The 25,704-nt window shown below is 37.0% G+C and carries 26 protein-coding genes and 2 tRNA genes; 14 read left to right on the forward strand and 14 right to left on the reverse strand.

From position 1 onward, the window contains the following. The first annotated feature begins 169 nt into the window (after nt 1–169). Entirely contained in the window at nt 170–760 is a 591-nt protein-coding gene (locus tag RT723_RS16205) for a hypothetical protein (protein WP_315948161.1), read from the forward strand. Then, nucleotides 757–5,184, forward strand: coding sequence for a PAS domain S-box protein (locus RT723_RS16210; RefSeq protein ID WP_315948163.1), 4,428 nt, complete (start codon nt 757–759; stop codon nt 5,182–5,184). The genes RT723_RS16205 and RT723_RS16210 overlap by 4 nt, the downstream gene beginning before the upstream one ends. A 12-nt stretch (nt 5,185–5,196) precedes the next feature. On the opposite strand, the gene RT723_RS16215 is transcribed toward RT723_RS16210, so the two are convergent. The 3 genes from RT723_RS16215 to msrA are packed head-to-tail and all read right to left on the reverse strand — an operon-like array spanning nt 5,197 to nt 7,066. Further along, nucleotides 5,197–6,099, reverse strand: a complete 903-nt coding sequence (locus tag RT723_RS16215) for a ketopantoate reductase family protein (RefSeq protein WP_315948165.1) — start codon at nt 6,097–6,099, stop codon at nt 5,197–5,199. Beyond that, nucleotides 6,089–6,466 (reverse strand): VanZ family protein, encoded by a 378-nt coding sequence (locus tag RT723_RS16220; protein ID WP_315948167.1) that lies wholly within the window; start codon nt 6,464–6,466, stop codon nt 6,089–6,091. The genes RT723_RS16215 and RT723_RS16220 overlap by 11 nt, the downstream gene beginning before the upstream one ends. Before the next feature lie 60 nt (nt 6,467–6,526). Further along, nucleotides 6,527–7,066: a peptide-methionine (S)-S-oxide reductase MsrA gene (gene msrA / locus RT723_RS16225; protein WP_315948169.1), complete on the reverse strand. Its 540-nt coding sequence runs from the start codon at nt 7,064–7,066 to the stop codon at nt 6,527–6,529. 290 nt (nt 7,067–7,356) lie between these two features. Here msrA and RT723_RS16230 point away from each other — a divergent pair, with 290 nt between their 5' ends. Together RT723_RS16230 and RT723_RS16235 are read left to right on the forward strand one after the other, a co-directional pair. Next, nucleotides 7,357–7,686 carry a hypothetical protein gene (locus RT723_RS16230; RefSeq protein WP_315948171.1) on the forward strand — a complete coding sequence of 110 codons (330 nt, stop codon included), beginning with the start codon at nt 7,357–7,359 and terminating at the stop codon, nt 7,684–7,686. A 164-nt stretch (nt 7,687–7,850) separates the two neighbouring features. After that, nucleotides 7,851–8,054, forward strand: a complete 204-nt coding sequence (locus RT723_RS16235) for a hypothetical protein (protein WP_216054814.1) — start codon at nt 7,851–7,853, stop codon at nt 8,052–8,054. 68 nt (nt 8,055–8,122) lie between these two features. Here the strand turns inward: RT723_RS16235 and RT723_RS16240 are convergent, their stop codons facing one another. The 3 genes from RT723_RS16240 to RT723_RS16250 form a co-directional block, all read right to left on the reverse strand. Further along, nucleotides 8,123–10,357: an EAL domain-containing protein gene (locus tag RT723_RS16240; RefSeq protein WP_428983714.1), complete on the reverse strand. Its 2,235-nt coding sequence runs from the start codon at nt 10,355–10,357 to the stop codon at nt 8,123–8,125. A 144-nt stretch (nt 10,358–10,501) separates the two neighbouring features. Beyond that, nucleotides 10,502–12,061 carry a M16 family metallopeptidase gene (locus RT723_RS16245; RefSeq protein WP_315948177.1) on the reverse strand — a complete coding sequence of 520 codons (1,560 nt, stop codon included), beginning with the start codon at nt 12,059–12,061 and terminating at the stop codon, nt 10,502–10,504. Nucleotides 12,062–12,087: 26 nt separating this feature from the next. Then, complete coding sequence (locus RT723_RS16250; protein ID WP_315948179.1) at nt 12,088–13,218, reverse strand: insulinase family protein; 1,131 nt, start codon at nt 13,216–13,218, stop codon at nt 12,088–12,090. A gap of 277 nt (nt 13,219–13,495) precedes the next feature. Here RT723_RS16250 and sixA point away from each other — a divergent pair, with 277 nt between their 5' ends. Then, nucleotides 13,496–13,987, forward strand: a complete 492-nt coding sequence (gene sixA, locus RT723_RS16255) for a phosphohistidine phosphatase SixA (protein WP_315948182.1) — start codon at nt 13,496–13,498, stop codon at nt 13,985–13,987. A gap of 53 nt (nt 13,988–14,040) precedes the next feature. On the opposite strand, the gene smrB is transcribed toward sixA, so the two are convergent. Further along, the gene (gene smrB / locus RT723_RS16260; RefSeq protein ID WP_216054811.1) at nt 14,041–14,631 is read right to left on the reverse strand and encodes an endonuclease SmrB; all 591 of its coding nucleotides are present in this window, start codon (nt 14,629–14,631) and stop codon (nt 14,041–14,043) included. 123 nt (nt 14,632–14,754) lie between these two features. On the opposite strand from smrB, the gene prmB reads away from it, so the two are divergent. From prmB to RT723_RS16285, 5 genes are all read left to right on the forward strand, one after another. Beyond that, nucleotides 14,755–15,687 (forward strand): 50S ribosomal protein L3 N(5)-glutamine methyltransferase, encoded by a 933-nt coding sequence (gene prmB / locus RT723_RS16265; protein WP_216054810.1) that lies wholly within the window; start codon nt 14,755–14,757, stop codon nt 15,685–15,687. Between the two features lie 67 nt (nt 15,688–15,754). Then, nucleotides 15,755–16,852 (forward strand): chorismate synthase, encoded by a 1,098-nt coding sequence (aroC, locus tag RT723_RS16270; RefSeq protein WP_216054809.1) that lies wholly within the window; start codon nt 15,755–15,757, stop codon nt 16,850–16,852. A 145-nt stretch (nt 16,853–16,997) separates the two neighbouring features. Continuing rightward, nucleotides 16,998–17,666: an elongation factor P hydroxylase gene (locus tag RT723_RS16275; RefSeq protein WP_315948184.1), complete on the forward strand. Its 669-nt coding sequence runs from the start codon at nt 16,998–17,000 to the stop codon at nt 17,664–17,666. After that, nucleotides 17,667–18,839: an ATP-NAD kinase family protein gene (locus tag RT723_RS16280; RefSeq protein ID WP_315948186.1), complete on the forward strand. Its 1,173-nt coding sequence runs from the start codon at nt 17,667–17,669 to the stop codon at nt 18,837–18,839. Between the two features lie 47 nt (nt 18,840–18,886). Beyond that, nucleotides 18,887–19,171, forward strand: a complete 285-nt coding sequence (locus RT723_RS16285; protein ID WP_315948188.1) for a YfcL family protein — start codon at nt 18,887–18,889, stop codon at nt 19,169–19,171. A gap of 111 nt (nt 19,172–19,282) precedes the next feature. Here RT723_RS16285 and add read toward each other — a convergent pair whose 3' ends face one another. Then, nucleotides 19,283–20,281 carry an adenosine deaminase gene (gene add, locus RT723_RS16290; protein WP_315948190.1) on the reverse strand — a complete coding sequence of 333 codons (999 nt, stop codon included), beginning with the start codon at nt 20,279–20,281 and terminating at the stop codon, nt 19,283–19,285. A 74-nt stretch (nt 20,282–20,355) separates the two neighbouring features. On the opposite strand from add, the gene RT723_RS16295 reads away from it, so the two are divergent. Then, nucleotides 20,356–20,709 carry a VOC family protein gene (locus RT723_RS16295; RefSeq protein ID WP_216054804.1) on the forward strand — a complete coding sequence of 118 codons (354 nt, stop codon included), beginning with the start codon at nt 20,356–20,358 and terminating at the stop codon, nt 20,707–20,709. Nucleotides 20,710–20,908: 199 nt separating this feature from the next. Here the strand turns inward: RT723_RS16295 and trxC are convergent, their stop codons facing one another. The 6 genes from trxC to RT723_RS16325 all read right to left on the reverse strand — a co-directional run bounded on the left by trxC (nt 20,909) and on the right by RT723_RS16325 (nt 23,646). Beyond that, nucleotides 20,909–21,343, reverse strand: a complete 435-nt coding sequence (gene trxC, locus RT723_RS16300) for a thioredoxin TrxC (RefSeq protein ID WP_315948193.1) — start codon at nt 21,341–21,343, stop codon at nt 20,909–20,911. Nucleotides 21,344–21,373: 30 nt separating this feature from the next. Further along, nucleotides 21,374–21,703: a TusE/DsrC/DsvC family sulfur relay protein gene (locus RT723_RS16305; RefSeq protein ID WP_216054803.1), complete on the reverse strand. Its 330-nt coding sequence runs from the start codon at nt 21,701–21,703 to the stop codon at nt 21,374–21,376. A 132-nt stretch (nt 21,704–21,835) separates the two neighbouring features. Next, entirely contained in the window at nt 21,836–22,105 is a 270-nt protein-coding gene (locus tag RT723_RS16310; protein ID WP_315948195.1) for a DsrH/TusB family sulfur metabolism protein, read from the reverse strand. Between the two features lie 9 nt (nt 22,106–22,114). Beyond that, entirely contained in the window at nt 22,115–22,477 is a 363-nt protein-coding gene (gene tusC / locus RT723_RS16315) for a sulfurtransferase complex subunit TusC (RefSeq protein WP_315948197.1), read from the reverse strand. A gap of 8 nt (nt 22,478–22,485) precedes the next feature. Next, nucleotides 22,486–22,845 (reverse strand): sulfurtransferase complex subunit TusD, encoded by a 360-nt coding sequence (gene tusD, locus RT723_RS16320; RefSeq protein WP_315948199.1) that lies wholly within the window; start codon nt 22,843–22,845, stop codon nt 22,486–22,488. A gap of 135 nt (nt 22,846–22,980) precedes the next feature. After that, nucleotides 22,981–23,646, reverse strand: a complete 666-nt coding sequence (locus RT723_RS16325; RefSeq protein WP_216054799.1) for a Bax inhibitor-1/YccA family protein — start codon at nt 23,644–23,646, stop codon at nt 22,981–22,983. A gap of 338 nt (nt 23,647–23,984) precedes the next feature. Here RT723_RS16325 and RT723_RS16330 point away from each other — a divergent pair. The 3 genes from RT723_RS16330 to RT723_RS16340 all read left to right on the forward strand — a co-directional run bounded on the left by RT723_RS16330 (nt 23,985) and on the right by RT723_RS16340 (nt 25,674). Then, nucleotides 23,985–24,076 (forward strand) — tRNA-Ser (locus RT723_RS16330). Nucleotides 24,077–24,124: 48 nt separating this feature from the next. Then, a tRNA-Ser gene (locus RT723_RS16335) sits at nt 24,125–24,216 on the forward strand. Nucleotides 24,217–24,648: 432 nt separating this feature from the next. Continuing rightward, nucleotides 24,649–25,674 (forward strand): AI-2E family transporter, encoded by a 1,026-nt coding sequence (locus tag RT723_RS16340; protein WP_252731693.1) that lies wholly within the window; start codon nt 24,649–24,651, stop codon nt 25,672–25,674. Nucleotides 25,675–25,704: the final 30 nt, after the last annotated feature.

The raw sequence follows: 25,704 nt of genomic DNA on the forward strand, positions 1-25,704 counted from the left end.
TAAGAGCTTTATTGTAGTGAATACTCGCTTTGAGGTAAATATCAAAATTGAATAATCTAAATTAGTGTTAATTAATTCTATTTAGTTGAAATTTTGAGTCAGATATAAGCTAAACTTATCAATAATATAATCAGGAATAGTTTTATTGTTATGGACTATAATAAACCGAATGGCACAACGAGACGTTAACATAATTTCAATCACTCAATCTCCTATCTATAGAAACCTATTAAAATGGTTTTTGGTTTTATCTATCCTGCCTCTGGTGATCATTACAGCCGTAAATTATTACCAATCAAATACGCACCTTGAAAAAATCGCACTAGAAGAAGCTACACTTATCGGGGAAAGCCGTAAGCGATATTATAATAATTGGTTTCAATCTCGTTTTGATGATTTAGAAGAGCTTTCCGTTTCTCCAGTCACCTTAAAAGTATTAACTACTCTTGAACAAGCATTTGATAAATATAATGGTGATACTAAACAATTTGTTGAATCCAATGTTTGGAATGAGGTCAATGTTCATTCGGCACATGAATTGGCGTTAGCTAGTCTAACCCATGATTTCACACATGATATTTTTATCATAGATAACGAGGCTAATATCCTCTTTAGCATGGCGAAGGAAGATGATCTTGGAACCAGTTTAAAGGTTGGAAAATATAAAAATACCTTATTTGCCCAATCAGTTTTGGATACCTTGGATACTGGATATGAAGTATTTTCCGATTTAGAACGTTACCCCCCTCTGATGGATTGATATCTGCATTTCTCACTGCACCTATTTTATTAGATAATCAAATTAAGGGGGTCGTTGCAGTTCAAATTAAATTAGACACGATTCATAATGAGTTAAATTTATTAAACAAAAAACAACCATCTCTGACTCAATATATTTTAGGGATGGACGGTAAGTTAAGAAGCAGTTTAACGGTTGATTCTAAAGACGTATTAACGTTAATATCAAACTCCAGCTTATTCACTAAGTTTCAGAATAATCCTAGTCTTCAAGGTCGCACCAGCAAAGAATATATTAATAGTTTTGGTGATGTTGTCGTTGGCCATATTGTTCCCATTAATATCGCTAACGTGACTTGGCTTCATGTCACTGAAATTAAAAGGACCGAAGCCCTTAAACACGCCGATGAATTTCTCAATTATTCCATAATCTTGTTATTGGTTTTTCTTATTTTTGTTATTTTCCTGGCAAGTAAAAAGGCCAGCGCGTTTATAAAACCAATTTTACAACTAGTTGAACATTCTAATTTAGTTGCAAAAGGTCAAAATGTTACAGGTGTCATTGTTGAAACTGACGACGAAGTGGGGAGATTAGCAAAAGCGTTTAATGACATGTTAGTTGCATTAAAGCAGCACGAATCTTTGTTAACTAAAAGTCAAACGGAAGCTTTAGAAGCATTAAAAAAATCAGAGCATCAACAATTTGCGATTGACCAACATTGCATTGTCACCATATCAAATCGAGCTGGTATTATTGAATATGCCAACGACAAATTTACCGAGATCACTGGGTACAAACGATCTGAATTAATAGGTGTGACTCACAAGATAATAAATTCTGGTGTTCATCCTAAGTCTTTTTTTAGTGCAATGTATGACGAGATCACTGTAGGTAAAACTTGGCATGGAGAAATCTGTAACAGAGCGAAAGACGGGAGTTTATATTGGGAGAGTACAACCATAGTCCCATTTTTGAATGACTTAAACGTCGTTAAAAATTACATATCAATACGTACCGACATTACAGAAAGTAAACAAAATCAAGCCGCTCTATTTCAAAGTAAAGAACAGTATGAGTCGTTAGTAAAAAATATCCCGGGCATCGCTTATCGTTGTTTATACGATAACGATTGGAGTATGTTGTTTATGAGTGAGCAATGTATAGAGATAACCGGCTATAAGGTAGAACAACTCCTTAATAACAATGAATTGGCCTTTGCTGATTTAATATTACCTGAGTATCAAAACCAAGTTTTGGAAGACATAAACACAGCGATTAACAATAAAGCCCCTTGGAATATTGAATATAAAATTAATACCAAAAGTAATGATATTCGCTGGTTATATGAGAAAGGCAATGCGGTTTATAACGAAAGCGGTGAGATTTTATATTTAGAAGGTTTCATTGTTGATATTACTCAAAGAAAACAGTCTGAGAAAGACATGGCTAAGTTATCTAATATAGCCTCACAGACTGATAATGCCGTTATTCTAACGGATACCTCTGGAAAAATTGAGTGGGTTAACAGCGCGTTCACAAAAATTACAGGGTATTACTTACATGAGGTCATAGGCAAAATCCCAGGCCGGATTCTCCAAGGTGAATTGTCGGATCTTGATACGGTTCATCGCATTAGAACAGCGATTAAAAATAAACAAGCGTTTAATGAAACGCTGATTAATTATAATAAAAATGGTAATCCATATTGGATTGAAATCCGTTGTAAGCCAATTACAAATGAGAATGGCGACGTAACTGGTTTTATGGCTATGGAAATGGATGTATCGGCCAAAAAAGAAATTGAAGATAAAGTGCGTTTGCAACAACGTTTATTAGAAAGCATGAGTGATCAAGCTAAAATTGGCGCATGGGAAGCTAATTTAATTGAAGGTTATGTTTACTGGTCACCAATGACCAAATTGATCCACGAAGTGGAACAGGATTTTGTTCCAAGTTTAGAAACTGGAATTGATTTTTATAAAGAAGGTGAAAGCCGTAACCGGATTGTAGAAGTTATTAACCTTAGTATGAAAACCCCTACTGAGTGGCATGAAGAGTTACAAATCATAACCGCCAAAGGACGCGATTTGTGGGTCATAGCACATGGTGAATCTATTATTGTTGATGGCGTGTGTGTACGGTTATTTGGTTCATTCCAAGATATCAACGATAGAAAACTCGCTGAGTTAAAAGCATTAGATGAAGCAACGCAGAATAAAGTTTTAGCTAACTTAACGGTAAATGAAGCGGTATTAACTGGTAATTTAGACATTGCTAAAAAACTAATAGTTAAATCAGTCTCGCAAGCATTAAATACTGAGCGTGTGTCTTTATGGACATTCAATAGTGAAATGGCCGCAATTGAGTGTATATCTTTATATGAGCAGTCCAATGATCACATAAGTGAAGGACTTATTCTTTACCAAAAAGATTACCCTGAATATTTTTCAGCTATTGCAACTGAAGCTTTGATCTCTGCCGATGATGCACACTCTCATCCTGCGACAAGATGTTTTTCTGAAATATACCTTACCCCTTTAAATATCAGTTCAATGTTAGATGGTATTTTTTCAACCGGTAATGGGGAGTTTGGCGTGTTATGCGTTGAACAAATAGGTGAAGCAAGAACATGGAGTGACCATGAGAAACGTTTTATTATGTCAGTCTCTACGTTAACCAGTAGTATTTTCGCATTAGGTAAAAGACGCATCGCAGAGAAAAAGTTGTTGATAGCAAAAGAAGAAGCAGAAGCGGCGGTAGTCGCAAAATCTGATTTCCTTGCAACCATGAGCCATGAGATAAGAACACCGATGAATGGTGTATTAGGGATGTTAGAGCTCCTGGAACAAGATGGTCTAGATAATGAGCAACTGAAGAAAACACAAGTGGCTAAATCGTCCGCCAATACCTTGTTAACATTGATAAATGAGATACTTGATTTCTCTAGATTAGATGCCGGTAAAATGGAACTAGAGTCCATAGATTTTGATTTAAAAGTATTAGTTGGCGACACATCATTAGCGTTAGCTTTAATGGCGCAAGAAAAAGGCCTTGAGCTAGTTTTAGATTTAACCAAGCTTAATCACAAAATGGTGGTAGGCGACCCTGCAAAATTAAGACAGATCTTAACTAACCTATTAGGGAATGCGATTAAGTTTACCAAAACAGGTGAAGTCAAAGTCGTTGTTAGTACAACGTCAAAAGAGCAAGATGAAGACAGCATCATTGATATAAAAATTGAGGTAATTGATACTGGAATAGGGATCCCTAAAGAAAAACAAAAGCAGTTATTTGACCCCTTTACTCAGGTTGACGCGTCGACAACTCGCCGATTTGGCGGTTCAGGTTTAGGCTTAGCAATATGCCATAAAATTATTACTTTAATGCAAGGGGAAATTCAGGTTTCAAGCTGTGACGGTGAAGGCAGCACCTTTACTATTAACCTATCGTTAGATAAGAGTGCGGTTGATAATCAAACAATGCCGCCATTAGATATTGTTGGGCATAAAATACTCATCGTTGAAAAAAATGAAAGTAGTCGTCTTGTATTACAAAAGCAGTTAGAAGATTGGGGCGCGGTGATCACTTCAGTGTCTTCTTCATATGGGGCATTAGATTTATGTGATGCAATAGATGTAAACGGAACGGATAGTCCATTTGATGTCGCCATTATTGATAAACAGTTACCGAGTATTAATGGGGCTGAGTTAGGAAAACTAATACGCACTAAACCCAATTGCACAAATATGCCTTTAATAATGATGACAAATCTCGGTGAAAAAGGCGATGGTCATTACTTGGCGTCCATCGGTTTTTGCGGCTACTTCACCAAACCAATCATTACAGAAGACTTAGTTTCAGCATTATCAATCGTGTTTGACGCTGACAAGCTTGTAAGTCAGGCTAATCCTCTGTTGACGTCACATTACATTCATAGCTTAAAAGACACGACATCCCCACAATTTGATCAGATGACCACTTTGACTAAACCTGTAAAAGCCACTGAATCGGTAATTAATCAAAGTAAACAAAGCCGTGACCTAGCTGACGACGTACATCAGACTAGTAAATATAAAATATTATTAGTTGAAGATAACGTTGTTAATCAGCAGGTTGCTAAATTTATGTTAACCAAACTGGGTTATCAATATGAGTTGGCTGAAAATGGGTTACAAGCAATTAATATATTAAGTAATAGCCAAGAACACTTTGATTTGATCTTAATGGACTGTCAAATGCCAGAAATGGACGGGTATGAAGCAACCAAACATGTAAGAGAAAATAATGCAGGTAAAGTGAATCAAACGATTCCTATTATTGCGTTAACGGCCAATGCAATGGAAGGTGACAAAGATAAATGTATTGCAGCTGGAATGGATGACTACTTAAGTAAACCTATTCAACTTGCTAATTTACAGCAAAAGTTAGAAGAGTATTTATACTAGTTAGAGAGTGCTTTACTGGTTGTTGTATAGAGTTTTAAGTTGCTCATATATTAAATTCGACGTTGGAGTAGGTATCCCTAGTTCCTTACCTAACTTCACCACATGTCCTGTGATAAAATCAATTTCAGTTTTTTTATGAGCATGAACGTCTTGATACATGGATGAGTAATTATTAGCGGTTGCTTGGATCACTTGGTAAACCCTATTGATAAGTTGATCGTGCTTTAACTCTACCCCAATAGCTTGGCCTACCGCTAGCGTTTCATTAACAATATTAGCAATGCTTGAACGATAGACATCTTGATCTAACGCACCATTTTTTATTTTATTAATCGCGGTTAATGGGTTAATAGCACAATTAATAACTAATTTTTGCCACAATACCTGCTGTAAATTATTTACCATGTTCGCGCTCCCCAAAAGGGACGTAAAATCGTTATTCGTTAACTTTTCCGGTTGAAGTCCAGCGACATGGCTCCAAAGTGATTCTCCTAATCCTGCTTGAAACACGCCTTGTTCATTTTTATACAAACCATTGTTGGTGGTGCAAAAAAATAAATCCATGTTATCGGTAATGAGTTCGGTTGCTAGTTCAATAGTACCTAAGCCATTATGGCAGAGGACGATTGCAGCGTTTTCTGCTAAAAATGGTTTAACCTGCGTTAAAAAAGGAACGATGTCATAAGCTTTTAATGGCACGATTAAAAATTGAATTGATGCTGGAACTAAACCAGAAAAGGGCAGCGATTCGGGTAATAATATCGAGTCTTTATCAATCGGGTGAAAACAAGTTTGGCTGGTCTGTGTTAACTCACGAACGATTTGTTTGCAGCTAATACCCTTGTTCATTGCATTGTATGCAATGAAACTCCCAATAGAACCTTGTCCTGCTACAAACCAGGTTTTATTGTTCATTAAGGAGTTTGTTGAGTAAAGTTTGAAAGTATTTACGCGCTAATAACAAGTAGACAGCGACACCAAATACGTCTGCGATTACATCACCTAAAGACGCTTCTCGGTATGGTAAAAAGCTTTGCATGAATTCGATTAAAACACCGTAAGCTGAAAGTATAATAAGACTTTGTTTAACTGAAAATTGAAAAGCTAAATCCAATAATAAAGCTAACGAAAAAAATATAACAAAATGGCCAACTTTATCAGCATGTTGAAAGCTAATTCCTGAATGCCCACCTTGTTTTAAAAATAAAAAAGAGGCAAAAATCACTGCAAGCAGAAATGTTAACTTAAAAACTGCTGGTTTGCTGAATTCAAAACGTATCATAAGAGTAATACTGGACCATGGTGTTAAAAATGAGGTGCACATTGAATTCTAACAAAATAATCAAGTCTTTAGGTAGTCTTTAAATTGATATTTAAACTTTTCTAATTTAGGGGTCACAACAATAGCACAATAGGCTTGTTCTTTATTTTCATTCGCATAGTTTTGGTGATATGCCTCGGCTGGATAAAAAACGGATACCGGGGAGACTTCAGTCACAATCGGATTGTCCCAAATTTTTAAGTTCGTTAATTCTTTGATTTGAGATTCTGCCAGTTGTTTTTGTTCTTCATCGTGGTAATAAATAACGGATCGATATTGTGTTCCAACATCATTCCCTTGACGATTTAGTTGTGTTGGATCGTGCAATTGAAAGAAAAATAACAACAGTTGTTCAAAACTAATAATATCTTGATCAAACTCTACTTGAATGACCTCAGCATGACCCGAGTCCCCTTGGCAGATTTGTTGATAAGTCGGATCTGGTGTTTGTCCACCTGAGTAACCAGAGGTCGCTGAGATTACACCTTCAACTAAATTCAATGCCGCTTCAATACACCAGAAACAACCGCCTCCTAGTGTTGCTAATTTTATGTTAGACATATAACGTATCCTTAGTATGTATGACTCATTACCCTAATGTATAAAACAAAGAAGATAAATGAAATTTTTTAAAACGGATTGCCCAGTTTGTAACCGATTAAGAGCCGCGATTGTTTGGTGCGTTATCTGTTTATCGATATATTTTATATTTAAGCCATTTTGAACAATTTAAGTTTACTAAAACCTTATAAACTATAGAGAAATTAAATTGTACGCTTGATCAATCCAGCTTATCAGGCTAGAGTTGAATCAGGAAATCTAACAAAAAGTAGAAATTGTAGAGAAATAATATGTCTGAAGCTGCCTATATCACTAGTGGACGTAATACTATCATTCATAAAATTAGAAAAATGGATTTATTGATTGTAAGTGAAATCGAACACCCAGTTATTAAAGTAACACAAAATGGTTTAATGATTCATGATGGTCCAGTTCCTCGTAACAGAAGAGAAGCTAAAGATGCATACTGTGAAGTAATTCATATTGCATCTCCTGATATCTTTGGAGAGCCAAAAACATTGTTATTTGTTCAATGTTTAAATGGTAAAGAATATAAAGTAGATTACTCGAAAACAGATTCACCTCTATTCATTCGAGTACATCAGCAAAGTTATATTTAATGCTTAGTTAAACGCTAACTTATTTAGAAGTCGATACGTCGGCTTTTTTTATGCTTAAAATTTAATATTTAACCTCAAAAACTAACCGATTTAGGGTTATTCCCGATTTTATTATTGTGTATAGACCTTAAAATACCGCCTAAATAAACTAAATGGTGGTTTCGATGTTGATCTTATTGATAATGTTAATTGTCCTTTGTTTTTCAGTCTACGTAGCGATAGAAGCTATGAAACACGGTATGTCTGAAAAGAGTTGGTTTATAGCTGGTATGTGTTTTGGACCAATTATTTGGCCGATGTTTAATGCAAAACGTAAAATGGCGTTATTAAAATACACGGAAAGAGGCTCGGTTCGGTTTCGAGCTTAGTAGAGCTGATATCAATGCCGGTTAGAATTTATAAGGCTAACCGGTTATTCAGTATTGTTGGGATAAACTTAGGCTTTGTGTTTATTAGCAAAACGTGAAAACTCTTTAGCTGATAACGGTTTGGAATATAAGTAGCCTTGAATTACATCACATTTCATCGATGACATGAGCGCTTTTTGTTCTTCGGTTTCAACCCCTTCAGCGACGGTGGATAAACTTAAATTCCGCGCTATGGTCACTATAGTATCTATCATCGCTTTACCAATATTTGTACTGCAATCATCCACAAATGCTTTGTCTATTTTTAACGTATTAAGTGGAAATTTACGTAAATAAGACAATGAAGAATAGCCAGTACCAAAGTCATCTAAAGCTAAATGAATGCCACGCTCTCGTAATTGATGCATGATCGTAATGGCATGTTTAGGATTATCCATAACCGTGCCTTCAGTAATCTCTAATTCTAGATTAGTCGGATTTAATCCTGTTTCAGCTAGTATTGTATCAATACGTTCGATTAGATCCGGTAGAGTAAACTGACGTGCCGATAAATTCACGGCAACACGTCCTGTTATTATGTCGTTATCAATCCAGCGTTTCATATCAATACAGGCTTTACGTAAAACTAAGTCACCGATATCAATGATCTGTCCCGTTTCTTCAGCAATAGGAATAAATACGCTAGGGCTAATTAATCCTTTTTTCGGCGTGATAAAACGAACCAAAGCTTCCATGCCTACCAACTTGTCAGTTTTTAAATTGGATTTAGGTTGGTAATACACTTCAAAATAATCTTCTTTTAAACCATGGCGTATTAAGTTTTCTATTTGTAAGCGCTTAACCGCTTGTTTATTCATTTCATTATTAAAGAATAAATATTTATTACCATCGGCTTTGGCGTAATACATGGCCGTATCCGCATTACGCAATAATGTTTCAGGTTTTAAGCCGTCATCGGGATATAAGACAATTCCTATGCTACCTGCAATAACAAACTCATGTTGGTTAATACGATACGGAGTGGATAATAAGGTTAAGATCTGTTTAGCCGCTAATGTGACTTTATGGATGTCATTGGTATTTTCCATAACAAAAGCAAATTCATCACCGCCTAGTCGGTATAAAGTGTCATTATCTTCTGCTAGGGGTTTTATTCGGTCGCCTATCTGTTTTAATAACTCATCGCCCAGTTGATGGCCAACGGAGTCATTAATCTTTTTGAAGTCATCTAAGTCGAAAACAAGAACAGCGGTAGGGGATTTTTTTGAGACTTGTTTTTGTAGATTGGAAAAGAAAACATCGCGATTTGGTAGGCCCGTTAACGTATCGGTTTTGGCCATTTTGACTAATTTTGCTTCAGTTCGTTTGCGCTTGGTGGTATCAGAAACGATGGCCACATAATTGGTGATCTTACCTTGTTCATCTTTGATGCAGTTGGCCGTAATATAAGCCATATAAAAACCACCAGAGACATTTTGACCGGAAACATCGCCTTGCCAATGACCAATCCTATCGACTTCAGATTTTATTTCTTGGGCCAATGACATGCTAATTTGGTTAAATTTTAATTTAGTTCCAACTATTTCCGTGACTTTGTGTCCTGTTATTATTTCATATCCTGGATTTACATGGACAACGGACAATTGGGCGTCAAATATGATCACCCCTTCAGCAATACTTTCTATACTTTGGGCAAATATTTTAAGGTTGTTTTCTATTTTCTTTAATTGATGAATGTCTTTGAAGGTACCTGTCATCCGAATTGGACTTCCATCTTCATCAAAACTGACCACTTTGCCTTTATCTAAAACCCAATTCCAAGAGTTATCGTTGGACTTTAATCGATAAGCACATTCAAATGATTCACTATCACCATCTAAGTGTAATTTTAATTTTTTTGCGACTCTTACTAGATCATTAGGATGGATAACGGCTTTATTTGGGGGAAAGGTATCTAAATCAATACTTGGTAAGGTATACACGCCATTCGCATTAGTTCTATACAATGTACCGTCTGCAATATTCCAGTCCCACATCTCATCACCACTGGCCCACAATGACAACTTTAATCGTTCATCACTGGCGGTAATATCTGATTGATATCTTCTAAAGCGGATTAAGTTGTATAATAAAAAGGCGGCAATGACTATTGCAAACAAACACAACATTAACATGAAGGAAATGTCGATTTTATTCGATAGGAATATAGAATTAGACTGTTCTTGAGCTTGGCAAGTAAAACTAAAGCTCAATAATACAGCCACCCATTTATTATTTTTATTAAGTGGAAATATCAATATCATTACAACTGAAAATGAATACGCCAAGCGAATCTAACTTAATTAAGCGTGAAATGTCAAAACAATAAAGGAATCAGGTGAGGAACTTTAGTGTCATAGTAATTTATTTGAGGTGTGGGAAGGGCTTGTCTGGAAAAGGTGGGTAAATTAAACCGCTGCTTTTATAGACCCAAGTTGGATACCTTGTAAGTTATCTTGATTAAGTTTGCTCCTACACCAATTTATTAATTGTGGTTTTGTGATAGAAGATATCTCATTAGCAATCATTTCTTTTTGGATAAATCCATAATCTTGGTTGCCAATACTAATCCATAATTGTTGCGACTTTTGGTTTAAGTTACTTGGTAACTCGTTATATTGGTGGATCACAGCTTGTTTATGCTGTTCAAACTCTTGGTTATCCATCATCTCAACTTCTTCGATAAAATAAGTTAAACAGTTAAGAATATTAGAATTTAATGGAGGGCTGGTGTAATCATGTGATTGAATATAAATAGCCAAGCCTGGAGTATTGCAAAGTGGCATATAACCACTCCCAGCAAGATAGCCTAATTGTTTTTCTGCTCTTAGATAGTTAAATGAAAATGGTGAAAGGATCTGACTGACCAAAATAAATACGGCTTTTTCCATATAGTCAAATTTTGTATTTACAACATCGGTTAAACCTTGAATGTAGAGTAAAGCAGCATTGTCATTATGTTCAATTTCTTTATCAAAATACAATAACTCAGCAGGTGCTAGCGAAGTGATTGCACGTGGTAACTCATCGACTTTATGGCAAGATGTTAATTTCAGTTTTAATGACTGGTTTATGCCAATTGCCTGTGAAGTTGTCCAATTCCCGTATAATAATATCTCTGCATAAATCTGTGAGAACAATTGACTGGCAAACTGTTCAAATTCTTCAAAGTTAACGTTATTTAATTCAATGGCTAGTTCGTTGGACGTAGCCGTAGTGGGCATTAATTTGGAGTTTAATAAGGCAAATAATTGACTGATAGGCTTATTACTTTCTGCGTTGCGCCAATGTTTAATCAATTGACGTTTAACTTCTTTAAAACGCATATTGGTGAATTTAATTGTGATCATTGATTCCAATAAGGTCAACATTAAGCTGTCTTGGTTATTGCTTAGTCCCGACGTATATAAAGTCACACCTGCGTTATGCGCATATAAATTGTAATGTAAACCTGCCATTTCAGCTTGGTAATGTTGCTCTGATACTGAGTCCATAAATAGGTCACAAAAAAAACGCATCATGGCTTGATTACGCTTGGATTTCACCCCAAAAGGGAGATCTAAACCTAGGTAAATATTACCTTTCGGAACTCTAAAGCTCACATCTTGTTTAAACCAAGTTTGCCAACCTAAGTCGTGATCAATACTGACGGGGATCATACTGTTAAAATCAGGGGATTCTAACTTTATTGGTTTGGTTAAGTAAGGATTTCTAACTGGAAAATGGTAACGACCCGAAGCGGCTTGTTGTTCGTTGAGTTGCGTTATTTGGTCAACGGACAGGGCTTCAACATAATAAGGCGTGTGATACCAATGCGCTTTTTGGTTGGTGTGAATATTTTGGCTGACAAGGGTTAACCTCATGTTATTCGCGTCAAAATAGCTAAATAGTTCCTGCCATTGCTTGCTTGTATAACCATCCATACAATAATCACCGTAAACATAATTATCTACATCGTAATGATGCATGTTTAATGCAATATTATTGGCTAACGTTAATGGTTTAATGTCTTCTTGGTACTCAAAACTGATTTCAGTAAGTTTTTTTGTTCGTTGTATAAGTAACTAGGAACCGATTGTTTTTCAATCCAATGTAAGTAAGCAAACACTTCGTTTAAAACAGTTTCTAAATCATCTTCCCCTGCATGTGTTAACTCCAGAGATATGTTAAAGTCTTTGAAATTACTGCCTGATATACCATTACCTGCAGCCAATGCATTGATTAAACCTTGTTCTTTTAAGTGTTCAAATAATGAGCCTTCACCTTCATCACCAATTAAATGGGCAACAAAGCTGACTATTTTACTTTTATAGTATTTATCAATACTTGGTAACGGAAAGGTAATGTTGAGTTTGTGTAGCTCTTTAACGGGCTTGATAGCAATGAATTGAGCTAGATCTTGTGGTCGATATAAATTTTCAGTTAGTTCGGGTTTAGCATGTTCTAGGTTAATGGTTTGTATTTGTGAAAATAACTCATCCACTTTATTTGTTAATAATTCTATAGGTAATGGGCTCACGACACATAAAGTCATAAACTGACTTTGATAATACTGTTGCCAAAATTGAATTAACTCATCTTTCACCGGTCGTTCCGGTAAGTTCGCTAACGTATGTTTATTACCCACAGTAAATTTATGAAAAGGATGAGCAGGATTACAAGTTTCTTTATGCACCTGTTGAATACGTCGACTGTCATCTTTTAATTTGAGTTTATATTCCGCGTGTATTGCATTTTGCTCTTTCTCTATAGCGTCATCGGTAAATAGCGGCTCGATAAACATATTGGCAAAATAATCTAGGGCTTGGTCAAACACTTCATGTTGAACATCAAAATGAAAACTGCTGTGCTCTGTTGCTGTCCATGCATTGCAATGACCACCATGTTTGGCGACAAACTCGTTTAACTTAGCAGGCTCTGGATGTTTTTGGTTGCCGTTAAATAATAAGTGCTCAATAAAATGCGCAAAACCAGGGCGGTCAATAGGATCATCAAAACTGCCGGTATTTACAACTAACGAACAAGCACTCTTATGAACATCTTCAGAATGAATAAGCACCACTTTAATACCATTGTTCGTGGTAAAGTTGTGATAGGTCTTATTATCGTTCGGACTGGTTCTCAATGCTTGGCCTTAGGGAGTTAATTGATTGCATCATTGCTTAAAAATATCGTAGCGTATTTTAGCAAAATTACTAGGATCCGTTTATCTTTCATTCTAATCAAGGTTGCTGAAATTAAAAGATAAATAGACATTAGTTAAATTAAGAATTAAGCGTTAAAAATATACGCTATATTCTAATATAACTGTGGCACATTAAACTTGAATTGACTATATTGCTGCCTAATTGATGTATCTTATTTTACAAGATGGTGTTAATCCATATTTGTTGGAAAATTTTATGGCTGTTTATCTTTATATTGTAAGACATGGTGAAGCTGAACCTATGACCAAGGCTGATGAGTTACGTCAGTTAACTGAGCATGGTAAATGGGAAGCAAAACGCACGGCATTGTGGTTAAAAACGCAAGTGGCTAGTTTCGATTATGTTTATGCAAGTCCATATATAAGAGCACAACAAACGAAAGATATTATCTTAGCGCGAGGCATTGAAGCTCAAAACGAAGAAGTAATAGATGCGCTAACGCCAGAAGGTGATGCTAAACGTGTGACTGATTACGTTTTGGCTAACATCGACGATAATTATAAAGATGCTAAAAAAGATACCAATATTATCTGTGTATCTCATATGCCATTAGTTAGTTACTTTATTGGCGAGCTAACAGGGTATACACCAATTATGGCCACAGCAGGGGTTGCAAAAATCAAGATCGATTTAGATAAGTGGACTGGGTTATTAGAAACGCTATTAGCGCCAGAACAGATGTTATAGCACCTTAAATTTAAACTATTACTTTATAAACTGCCTTCTAAAAAAGAAAGCGCTTATCTATTTAACAAATGTTCCAACTCTTCTCCAAGGTCAATAATAAAAACGATTGCGCCTTGGCCTCCCCATTCTAGTGGCGCTTGATGTAAAGCAATTACATCTGGGTGTTGAATTAAATAATGCGGTAACTTGGTTTTTAACACACCACCGCCTACACCATGAACAACACAAGCACAGGGAATATGTTTTGCTTTGCAATCGTTGATCATGGCTGCGAGATCAAATTTGGTTTGTTCTTTGTTATAACCATGTAAATCCAAGATCACTTCAGGTCTAACATCCCCACGCCTTAACAGTTTAGTGTAATAAGCTGGAAAGCCATCTTCTACATAACTTAGAGTTTGATTGTTGCTGATTAACGGCTCATATTCGTCAGAAAAGTGAAATGCAGGAGGATTTTTCAGGTTTGGCTTATTATCGCTGGTTCTATCATCTGCATATTTGTTTACTTGCAGGGCTTTGTTTTGCTTGCTGTTGTCCTTTCCAAAGTGTATTTTGTCTTGCTTAAGCGGCTTAATTCCTTGCATGACATTTGCAAAACAATCTTCATCAAATGGATGTAGATGTTCATCTTCAAATTTTGACATGTAAACACCTTAACAACGTTTATTAGCGATATGAAAATCATAGGTTTGTTATTGTAAGTTAAGGTAGGACATCAGCCAATAAAAAATGCATTTGTTTCTTTATAAACCCAGTTAGGTAACTCAATGGAATTAGATTTAGACATCTTGTCTCAACAAGCGATTGATGAATTAAAAACAGTAAATGACTTTTTACGTTGGGGCGTAAGTCGCTTCAACGGATCAGATATATATTATGGTCATGGTACTGATAATCCTTGGGATGAATGTTTATCATTAATTAGTTTTGCGTTAAATATGCCGCCACAATTAAATGCAGACGTATTGTCATCGAACCTGACATTGTCAGAAAGAGAAACAATCGTCGAGTTAATCGCTCTACGTATCACAACGAAAAAACCAGCAGCGTATTTAACCAATGTTGCTTATTTTGTTGATTTACCATTTTACGTAAATGAAAGTGTATTAGTGCCACGTTCACCAATAGGTGAGTTGATAAGAAATAAATTTGAAGGGTTAATCAAACAAGAACCAACTCGAATTATGGACTTATGTACTGGTTCAGCTTGTATCGCAATCGCTTGTGCTTATGCGTTTCCAGACGCAGAAGTGGATGCCTTAGATATTAGCCCAGAGGCATTATCAATAGCAGATGAAAATATTCACAGATTGGATGTTGCTGATCAAGTCGTGCCTATCATGTCAGATGTATTTTCTGGTGTGAGTGGTTTGCAATATGACTTAATTGTGTCGAACCCGCCATATGTTGATGCCGAAGATATTGACGATATGCCAGAAGAATTCCATCACGAACCGGCTATTGGATTAGCAAGTGGTAATGATGGTTTAGACATTACACGAGTTATTTTAGCGCAAGCGGCGGATCATTTAACGGATGATGGTGTATTAATTGTGGAGGTGGGTAATTCGATGATCCACTTACAAGCTGAATATCCGCAAGTGCCGTTTAATTGGATTGAGTTTGAACATGGTGGCTTAGGTGTATTTTCATTGACCAAAGCGCAATTAGTCGAATACAAATCATTATTTACAAAATAAGCGCTCAAAAAAGCGCTCTGAGTAGCAACCTATATTGAATTAGAAAACAGAATTAAAAGGGTAAAAAATGGCTGGCAATACCATTGGAGAAGTATTTAAAGTTACCACATTTGGTGAAAGTCATGGGTTAGGCCTAGGCTGCATTATTGATGGTTGTCCTCCTGGATTAGAAATTGACGAAGCAATTATTCAAGTCGATTTAGATCGCAGAAAGCCTGGCACATCACGTTTTACAACTCAACGCCGTGAAGCGGATGAAGTTAAAATTTTAAGTGGTGTGTTTGAAGGTAAAACGACGGGAACGTCAATTGGTTTATTGATTGAAAATACCGACCAACGTTCAAAAGATTATTCGGATATCAAAGACAAATTCCGTCCGGGTCACGCCGATTATACTTATCATCACAAATACGGAAACCGTGATTATCGTGGTGGTGGTCGTTCATCAGCGCGTGAAACGGCTATGCGTGTTGCAGCAGGTGCCGTCGCTAAAGCTTGGTTAAAGCATAAACTGGGCTTAGAAGTGTTTGGCTATATGAGTCAGTTAGGCCCTATTGCCATTGAAACGGTTGATACCTCACTGATAGAAACAAATGCATTTTTCTGTCCTGATGCAAATGCAGTAGAAAAATGGGACCAATACATGCGTGACCTTAAAAAACAAGGTGACTCAGTTGGCGCTAAAATTACAGTGATCGCAAAAAATGTACCTGTTGGATTAGGTGAGCCTGTATTTGATAGATTGGATGCTGATATTGCCAAAGCGTTAATGGCGATTAATGCAGTAAAAGGCGTTGAAATTGGTGACGGGTTTGATGTTGTGGCGCAAAAAGGCTCAGAACATAGAGATGAACTAACACCTGAAGGGTTTAAATCTAATCACGCTGGTGGCATTTTAGGTGGTATTTCGAGTGGACAAGATATTGTGGCTCATATTGCATTAAAACCAACCTCTAGCATCAGTGTTGAAGGCGAGACCATTGATGTTAATGGTCAAAGCCAAACGTTAGTCACAAAAGGTCGTCACGATCCTTGTGTTGGTATCAGAGCAGTCCCTATTGCTGAAGCTATGTTGGCTATAACATTAATGGACCACTTCTTACGTAACCGTGCCCAAAATGCGGATGTGGTTGTTGATACGCCGATCATACCTGCTAGCAAATAAGAGAACACATAGACTTAACCAGTCACTCGTTCATTAATAAACGAGTGACTGGTTAATAATCTTAAGCTTGATTCAAACCTAAATTAGTTTGGTTTATGTTAATAAACAAAATATTTCAGTATTCACTAAGCTCTGCATTGGTATAATGTTCACACGTTTTAATAAATACGATAGTTGCCCAGTGTCATTAGCTTATCAAAACTTGTCCCAAGTCGATCACGCGCTTACTCAAACATCAGCGCATAACATCCAAGATATTATTGATCTGTTTAACGACTGTTTTTTTGACCGTTTTAATACTCGATTAGTTAAAGGCAACGACGAACCGATTTATTTACCTGCCGGTGAAACCGATATTAATATACCTGCACAAAGTTATGCTCAAGTGGTATTCGCCCACGGATATTACGCCAGTGCATTACATGAAATAGCTCATTGGTGTTTGGCTGGAGAACAAAGGCGTAAGCTCGTAGATTTTGGTTATTGGTATTGCCCCGATGGCAGAACTGCTGAGCAGCAAAAGACATTTCAACAAGCTGAAATAAAACCTCAATCTATTGAGTGGGCTTTATCTATTGCCGCAGGTTTTAAGTTTAATGTCAGTTGCGATAATTTATCTGGTGATGAATTTGGCAATCAGCCAGATAGCCAAGCTTTTGAGCAAGACATACTAAAACAAATCAATGACTATCTCGTCAATGGTTTCCCACCAAGAGCACAACAGTTAATGGAAACGTTAGCAGAGCGATATCAGCAAACGATACCAACTAACATCAATCAATTTATACCTTCTTTCAAACTGGATATTAAATAAATGCCAGATAATAAAAGCGTAAATACCAATATTAACCAACAAAGCCGAGTTAACTTTAGGCTTGGCTTGATTATTAACCCTATTGCAGGCGTAGGGGGAAGTGTCGGTTTAAAAGGCTCTGATGGTGACAATACAGCAGAATTAGCTAAGTCCTTAGGCGCAGAACAAAAAGCTAATGATAGGGCGTCTATTGCCTTATCTATGTTGTCTGAATATATAGAACACGTCGATATGTTCACAGTTGCTGGTGAAATGGGGCAAAGCCTTTGTGAGCAACTTCAATTCGCCCATAATGTGGTTTATACACCAACCTCTGCAGTGACAACTCATCAAGATACGGAAAACGCAGCTAAGGTTTTAGCGGATTTAAAAGTAGATCTGATTCTGTTTGTTGGTGGCGACGGTACCGCACGTAATATATGTGCCGCGGTGGAAGATAACGTAACGGTATTAGGGGTGCCAGCTGGCTGTAAAATTCATTCAGGAGTTTATGCCATTACACCAAAAGCAGCTGGACGCGTATTGCAGCTATTAGTAACAGGCGAGTTAGTCACAGTGTCAGATGCGGATGTTATGGATATTGATGAAGAGAAGTTTCGTCAAGGCATAGTTAAAGCGCGCCGATATGGTGAGTTGTCGGTACCAAGTGAATTACGTTTTATTCAAAATGTGAAAATGGGTGGCAAAGAAAGTGATGAGTTGGTATTAAACGATATCGCAGCCCACGTGATTGAACTGATGGAACCAGAGCAAACTTATATCATGGGTTCTGGCAGTACGGTTGCTTATTTGATGGAAGAGTTAAGCCTACCAAATACCCTATTAGGTGTGGATGTTATTCAAGACCACAACTTGCTAAAACAAGATGTAACTGCCAGTGAATTGTTAACCTTTATCGATGACAATACCAAGTTAGTTATTACCTTAATTGGTGGGCAAGGGCATATTTTCGGCCGTGGTAATCAACAATTAAGCCCAGAAGTTATTAAGAGAATAGGCAAAGACAATATTTTAGTAATAGCAACTAAAACAAAATTAAAAGCACTTAACGGCAGACCATTAATTGTGGACACCGGTGATGTATCTTTAGATAAATCCTTATCGGGTCACATAAAAGTGATCACGGGTTATCACGATCAAGTATTATATCCTGTTGGATACGAAGAATTATAAAGTTAAACAAAACGTGTAAAACAACATAAATTAAAAAAGGTTAAAAGATGTTAAATTTAGAACAACTTAGTGATACCGCCCAAGAATACTTTGATGGGTTTGTTGTCAGTGGAACGGACGATGAGTTGTTCGCAAGTGGTTATTTAAGAGGGCATGTTGATTTAGTGATTGGTACTGCTATGTTAGAAAATACCAGCATTGAGTTAGAGCAAGTCGTTACTGAAATCACCGCTAGCGTTAACAAAGCCATAAAAAATGGCGAGTTAGAGCAAGAAGATATCAAAGCGGTAAATACAGTTTTAAACTCCCTGCTAATTCATATATCTAAATAAATTTTATATTCAAACTAATTAAGACTAGAGATACTTACTAGCTATATCCAATAGAAAGTGCGGGTGGCGGAAGCAGAAATATTTGTATACTGTTTCTCGCAACTCGAAACTCTAGCCTTTCTTAATTTCCATTAATGCGCGCTTCTCTTGCTCAGATAGAAAGGCGGCTTCAACACCATTGAGTTGTATTTGCCTTAACTCGTTTGCGGTTAACCCTAAAACATCGGTCGCCACTTTGTATTCATGTTTAATGGTAATGTTTGAAACCGCAGGATCATCAGTATTTAAACAAACAATCACACCATGGTTTAAAAACGTTTTCAGTGGGTGTTTGGTTAAGTCTTGTATTGTTGCTGTTTGATAATTGGAAGTAGGGCACGACTCTATGGCGATTTTATTATCTCGTAAATAATCCATGAGTTTCATGTCTTGAGTCGCAGCAACACCATGACCTATTCGTGTTGCGCCGAGTAACTTAATAGCATTCCAAACACTTTCAGGGCCAGCCGCTTCGCCGGCATGAACCGTAATTTGTAAACCGGCATCACGTGCCTGTTTAAAATGATTAACAAACATTTCAGCAGGGTAATTAAGTTCATCTCCCGCTAAGTCTAGTGCTGTGATTTTGTCTTTGTGAGTCAAGATGGCGCTTAACTCTTGTTGGCAAATCTCACTGCCATAGGTTCTACTTAATATACCGATCAAGTTCGTTTTTATATTAAACTCTTTGCTCGCAGTAGACACGGCATCCGCCACAACATTAACCACTTCCGCTATATTTAATTTGAATGTCTCAGCCATGTAATATGGTGAAAAACGTAGTTCGGTGTAGTCCAAACCTTGCTCTTTTGCATCTTTTACATTTTCATAAGCAACACGATAAACCGCATCCAGGTTAGCTAACACAGATACGCCATAATCTAGCTTTTTTAAGAAAGCCAGTAGATCTGAGGTTTGATCTTGTATTTGAGCGTGTGGAGTAAACTCATCAACATTTGCGCCTGGTAGTTTAATGTTATGTTGTTGGGCTAAATCCCAAACCGTCGCAGGATGGATATTACCGTCTAAGTGACGGTGTAAGTCTACAAGTGGTAAGCTATGGTCTATCATCTAATTCAAATTCTATCCGGTGGTATTATGCAAATTATAACACTGTTAATGCAGAACAAGAGAGGGGAAACACTATGAGTGACGAAAAAATTAATTATTTGGAATTGCCATCAAAGGATTTAACAAAAACTAAGCAGTTTTTCAGTGCCGTGTTTAATTGGCAGTTTGTTGATTATGGGCCTGAGTATTGCTCATTTTCGAAAGAAACTGGAATGGATGGTGGCTTTTATTTATCAAATAAAATTGCGAGTACTGACTCTGGTTCAGTCCTTGTCGTTTTTTACTCCGAGGATTTAGCCGCAATTGCAAGTAAGATCGTTGATAATGGTGGTGATATAGTGCAAGAGATATTTGAATTTCCTGGTGGGAAACGTTTTCATTTCACCGATGTTACTGGTAATGAGTTTGCAGTTTGGTCAGATAAGTAACTGGATTACTTATCTAACACCTTAAAGCTTTAGGGCTTAGGGTTTAGAGCTTAGGGTTTAGAGCTTAGGGTTTAGAGCTTAGAGCTTAGAGCTTAGAGCTTAGAGCTTAGAGATTTAAGCTTTAAGGTTTTAGACCTGAAATTTGTCACATCAACTTCGAAGCTCGACACTCGAAACTCGTCACTCGATCCTCGCTTTTTTATAACTGCTCTCTCACCCAATTAGTTAATGAGGTTTTATCCATAGCGCCTGCTTGACGGGCAACCTCTTTACCTGCTTTGTAAATAATAATAGTTGGAATGCTTCTAATATTATAAGCAGCTGCAACTTGTTGAGCTTGTTCTGTGTCTACTTTGGCAAAACGGGCTTGGCTATTCATTTCACCAGATACTTGTTCATAAACTGGCGCCATCATTTGACATGGGCCGCACCAACTTGCCCAAAAATCGACGATGACAGGCAAGTCATTGTTTTGGATAAAGCGCTGAAAGTTTTGATCATTTAACGCTAATGGCGAGGCAATTAAAATAGACTCTTTGCATTTCCCACAAGTAGGGTCTTGACTTGTTTTTTCAAGTGGAAGGCGGTTTTTAGCCATACAGTGACTACAAGTAACATGGATAAGTTCAGACATAATAGTTTCTCTAAAGTCGTTATCAGTGAATTAAATACATTTAGCTGGTTTTGGAAGACCAGCGATGCGAGTAGCTTGTTTAGCAGGACCTTTCGGGAATAGTTTATAAAGGTAAATACTATTACCTTTGTCTGCTCCTAACTGTTTTGCCATCGCTTTGACTAACATTCGAATAGCTGGGCTGGTTTTGTATTCTTTATAAAAATCTCGCACAAAGTTGACCACTTCCCAATGATTTTCTGTCATGGTTACATTTTCTAACTCTGCAATATGTAAAGCGAGCTCTTGACTCCAGTCAGAAAGATGCAATAGATATTCATGTTTGTCGGTCTCAAATTGTTGGCCGTTAAATTCAATCATTATAAAACTCTAAAATTTATTTATGTGATAACTCTTTAAATCTGATTCCTAAGCGCTTCATTCCAATAGCTTTCGGAAATAGCTTTATTAGCAAGAGCTTACTTACCAAGAACTGCATTACCAAGAACTTACTTACCAAGAGATAAGGTTGTGCGCTGCCGTTGTTAATTCAACCCACTTAGTATCATCTATGACTATGTAGTCAGCGGCTGGATGGATATTTCTAGCACTCATATCTAATTGTCTTACAAAAACCTGTTTACAATTATGGCCTAAATCATTTTTAGCGACTAGATAGACAGCATCCTGTAATAACAAGACTTGATCATTAACATCTACTAACGGTTTCGCTTTAGTCCATGCATCGGGGGAGAAGATTAAATGTAATGTTGTTTGATTCATGATACCCCGTTAAACCACATAAATATGATCGGCATTGGATTTTAACTGTTTGATATCTAGCAGTGATATTTGCTCGACACCTTGGATTAACTCGTGATGAGCTAACCCCATTTGTTGTAGGCTAGTCTGACACGCAAAAACATGATCAATATCGTAAATACCGAGTGCTTTGATGGTGGACAGATAATCTTTTTGATTTATTAATTCTGGCGTTTGTTGAGCTAATGTTTGAGTAACGCCTTGTTGGTAAAACAACACAGAAACGTTTTGTTCATAAGCACCAAAAATCAAACTCAAATCAAGGGCTTCTTTACCTTGCAAGTTATTAAGTCCTGATTGTGTATGTATGATAAGAATATTCTTTACTGTCAAAATAGGCCTCACTTAAATTGTATGACTTTATCGGCTTGAGTCGTTAACTCAGCAAATTCAGCAAGACCAGAAATAGTAAATTCAGGACTAATATTTCCTACAGATAATCCACGTTTTTCAGCCGCAGTTACGCACAACAATAACTTAATATTATGTTTATTACTGAGTTGTAATAAATGAGATTGACCATTCAATTCCTCTGAAGGGATATCTAGCGTATTAACTGCGTTTAATACCGCATCTTGATAAAGAAAAATAGCAGGAACGTTATGGCCAGAATCAATTGCTGCTTGGGCAAACTGACAGGCACTTAATACACTTTGGTTTGACCAAGGTGTGCCATGTAACATCAATAAATAACTAGCCATATAGATATCAGTTTCATCAATTAAGGAGTGGGGTATTGTATGTGATTTTGACTGTAGAGCAAACTAAGTTGGAATATCTTTAGGCAATAAAAAAGGCTTAGTAAACTAAGCCTTAATTAAAATATTAATTAACGATTAATCGTCATTACCACCAAAAGCGGTAAGTAAATGGATTAAGCTTAAGAAGATATTATAGATAGAAACGAATAATGTTACCGTTGCTAAAATATAGTTTCTTTCGCCACCATCAACGATTGCTTTTGTTTGTAACAAAATTGCGCCAGATGAGAATAAGATAAACAAAGAGCTAATCGCTAACGACAGTGCTGGGATTTGCAAAAATATGTTCGCAACAACAGCAACTATTAATACCCAGAAGCCAGCCATCATCATTCCGTTTAAGAATGATAAATCGCGTTTAGTCGTTAATGCGTAAGCGGAAACACCAAAGAAAGTTAGTGCCGTGCCGCCCAGAGCAGTCATAACGATTTCACCACCGCCATTACCTATGACCATATTTAATATAGGTCCTAGTGTATAGCCAAGAAAACCTGTGAAAGCGAAAACTGAAAGCAGTCCTGTAGAGCTGTTTGCTGTTTTATGAACTAAAAAAAGTAAACCGTAAAAACCCACTAAGGTAATAATCAATCCTGGATGAGGTAAGTTGAATGCCATTGCTGCACCCGCAACTACTGCTGCAAATGCTAATGTCATTGCTAATAGAGAATAAGTACTTCTAAGTACTTTGTTTGTTTGCAGTACTGAAGTAGATTCACTTTGATATACTGTTCTGTTGTTCATTTAAGAACTCCTGTTAATTTAACATTTTTAAACTAGGGCTAGTTTTCATTAAACTTCAGCCTTGGTCAATACATGTAGGCAATTAAACTTGTTTCAAGCACCTATTAAATGCTTTTTACAAATAAAAACAAGATAATGCCGATATATTCACCAAGCGGTTTGACTGCGCTTTATATTAATTGTTCCGTGTTTTATTAAATTTATCTATATATTTTATAAATGTTGATTATGAAAAAGGCGTTTTGTTTTAAAAGTGACCATATAAACAATAAAATCAATAAAATATTAAATTTAGACTTTACAGGAGCCCATTAGGTCATTAATATGCGCCCCACAGTGGAGAGCTGGCAGAGTTCGGTCGAATGCACCTGACTTGAAATCAGACGAAGGGTTAAACCTTCCGGGGGTTCGAATCCCTCGCTCTCCGCCACTTTAATAAATATTGATGTAATCTAATTCGATATTTAGAACGACCATAGGAAAGCTGGCAGAGCTCGGTCGAATGCACCTGACTTGAAATCAGACGAAGGGTTAAACCTTCCGGGGGTTCGAATCCCTCGCTTTCCGCCACATACGAATAACCCGATACTTTCACGAGTATCGGGTTTTTTCGTTCTTACACCGGATGTTTTTGCGAGGGTGAGAAGCCCCGTTGGGGTTTGACTAAATTTGTCTGGAACAAATTAGAACGCGCTTTAGCGCGGCCGCGAAGCGGTGAAATACAAGGATGTATTTCATAATCACACCTCGCTTTCCGCCACATACGAATAACCCGATACTTTCACGAGTATCGGGTTTTTTCGTTTAGGCTCGTAGAGCCAGCTACGAGAATCGAGCTACTCGCAGCTGCTTTTAACTCGCCACTCGTAGCTCGATACTCGAAACTCATTAACTCGCCACTGCTTTTAACTCGCCACTTTCCCTTACAACTTTTCCTTGAGTATTGCCTGAGCATCTTTTAGTGTGAGCTTGTTTATTTACAACCAGAATATAGAGAGTTAAATGGCTAAGTTAGAAATGAACTTTGCGACCAAGTTTTTATTTGTGATGGCGTGTTTGGTGGTGATGTTAGCGGGTATTAAAGCCGCAACACCGATATTAGTGCCATTTCTGTTGGCTTTAGTCATCGCAATAATTACCAACCCTTTAGTTAACAAGCTAGTTAACTACAAGATACCTCGTGCTGTTGCGGTGTTATTTATTTTAAGTCTATTAGTTATCGTCGGTTTATCTTTAGCCGGCGTAGTAGGGCAATCATTTAACGATTTTTCTCGCTCAATGCCAATGTATCAAGAAAAGCTTTCAGGGCAGTTAGTTTGGCTAGTAAGCAAGTTAGCGCTGTTTGATATCGAAATAAATAAAGAACAATTTACTCAATATTTTAATCCTGGTGTTGCCATGTCTATGGTTGGTAATTTATTAAGTGGATTTGGTGGTGTAATGGCCAACCTCTTCTTAATTTTATTAACTGTTATCTTTATGTTGTTTGAAGCACCTGATGCAAGCAAAAAAGTACATATAGCGTTAGATGATCCTACTATGAAGATGCATCATATTGACCGTTTCTTGGACTCAGTAAACAAATACTTAGCCATTAAAACCTTAGTTAGTTTAGGTACCGGCATTTGTGTTGCGATCCTCCTGTGGATACTAGACGTTGAGTATGTATTGTTATGGGCCGTGTTATCTTTTCTGTTTAACTTTATCCCAAATATCGGTTCTATCATTGCTGCAGTGCCTGCAGTATTGCTTACCTTAGTTATCCAAGGCCCTGCAATCGCCGGTTTAGTTGCAATAGGGTATATATCTATCAATATGGTGATGGGTAACGTTATAGAACCTAAATACATGGGACGCGGTTTAGGTTTGTCTACTCTGGTTGTTTTTTTGTCGTTAATCTTCTGGGGGTGGTTATTAGGTACTGTGGGTATGTTGTTGTCTGTGCCGTTAACTATGATAGTTAAGATTGCGCTTGAAGCGAATGAAGATAGTAAGTGGTTGGGCGTGTTGTTAGGTGACTCTAAATAAAATAGTTAGGTGTGAAGCATTAAATTGAGT

The organism is Psychrosphaera aquimarina (assembly GCF_032461525.1).
GTDB classification, from domain to species: domain Bacteria; phylum Pseudomonadota; class Gammaproteobacteria; order Enterobacterales; family Alteromonadaceae; genus Psychrosphaera; species Psychrosphaera aquimarina.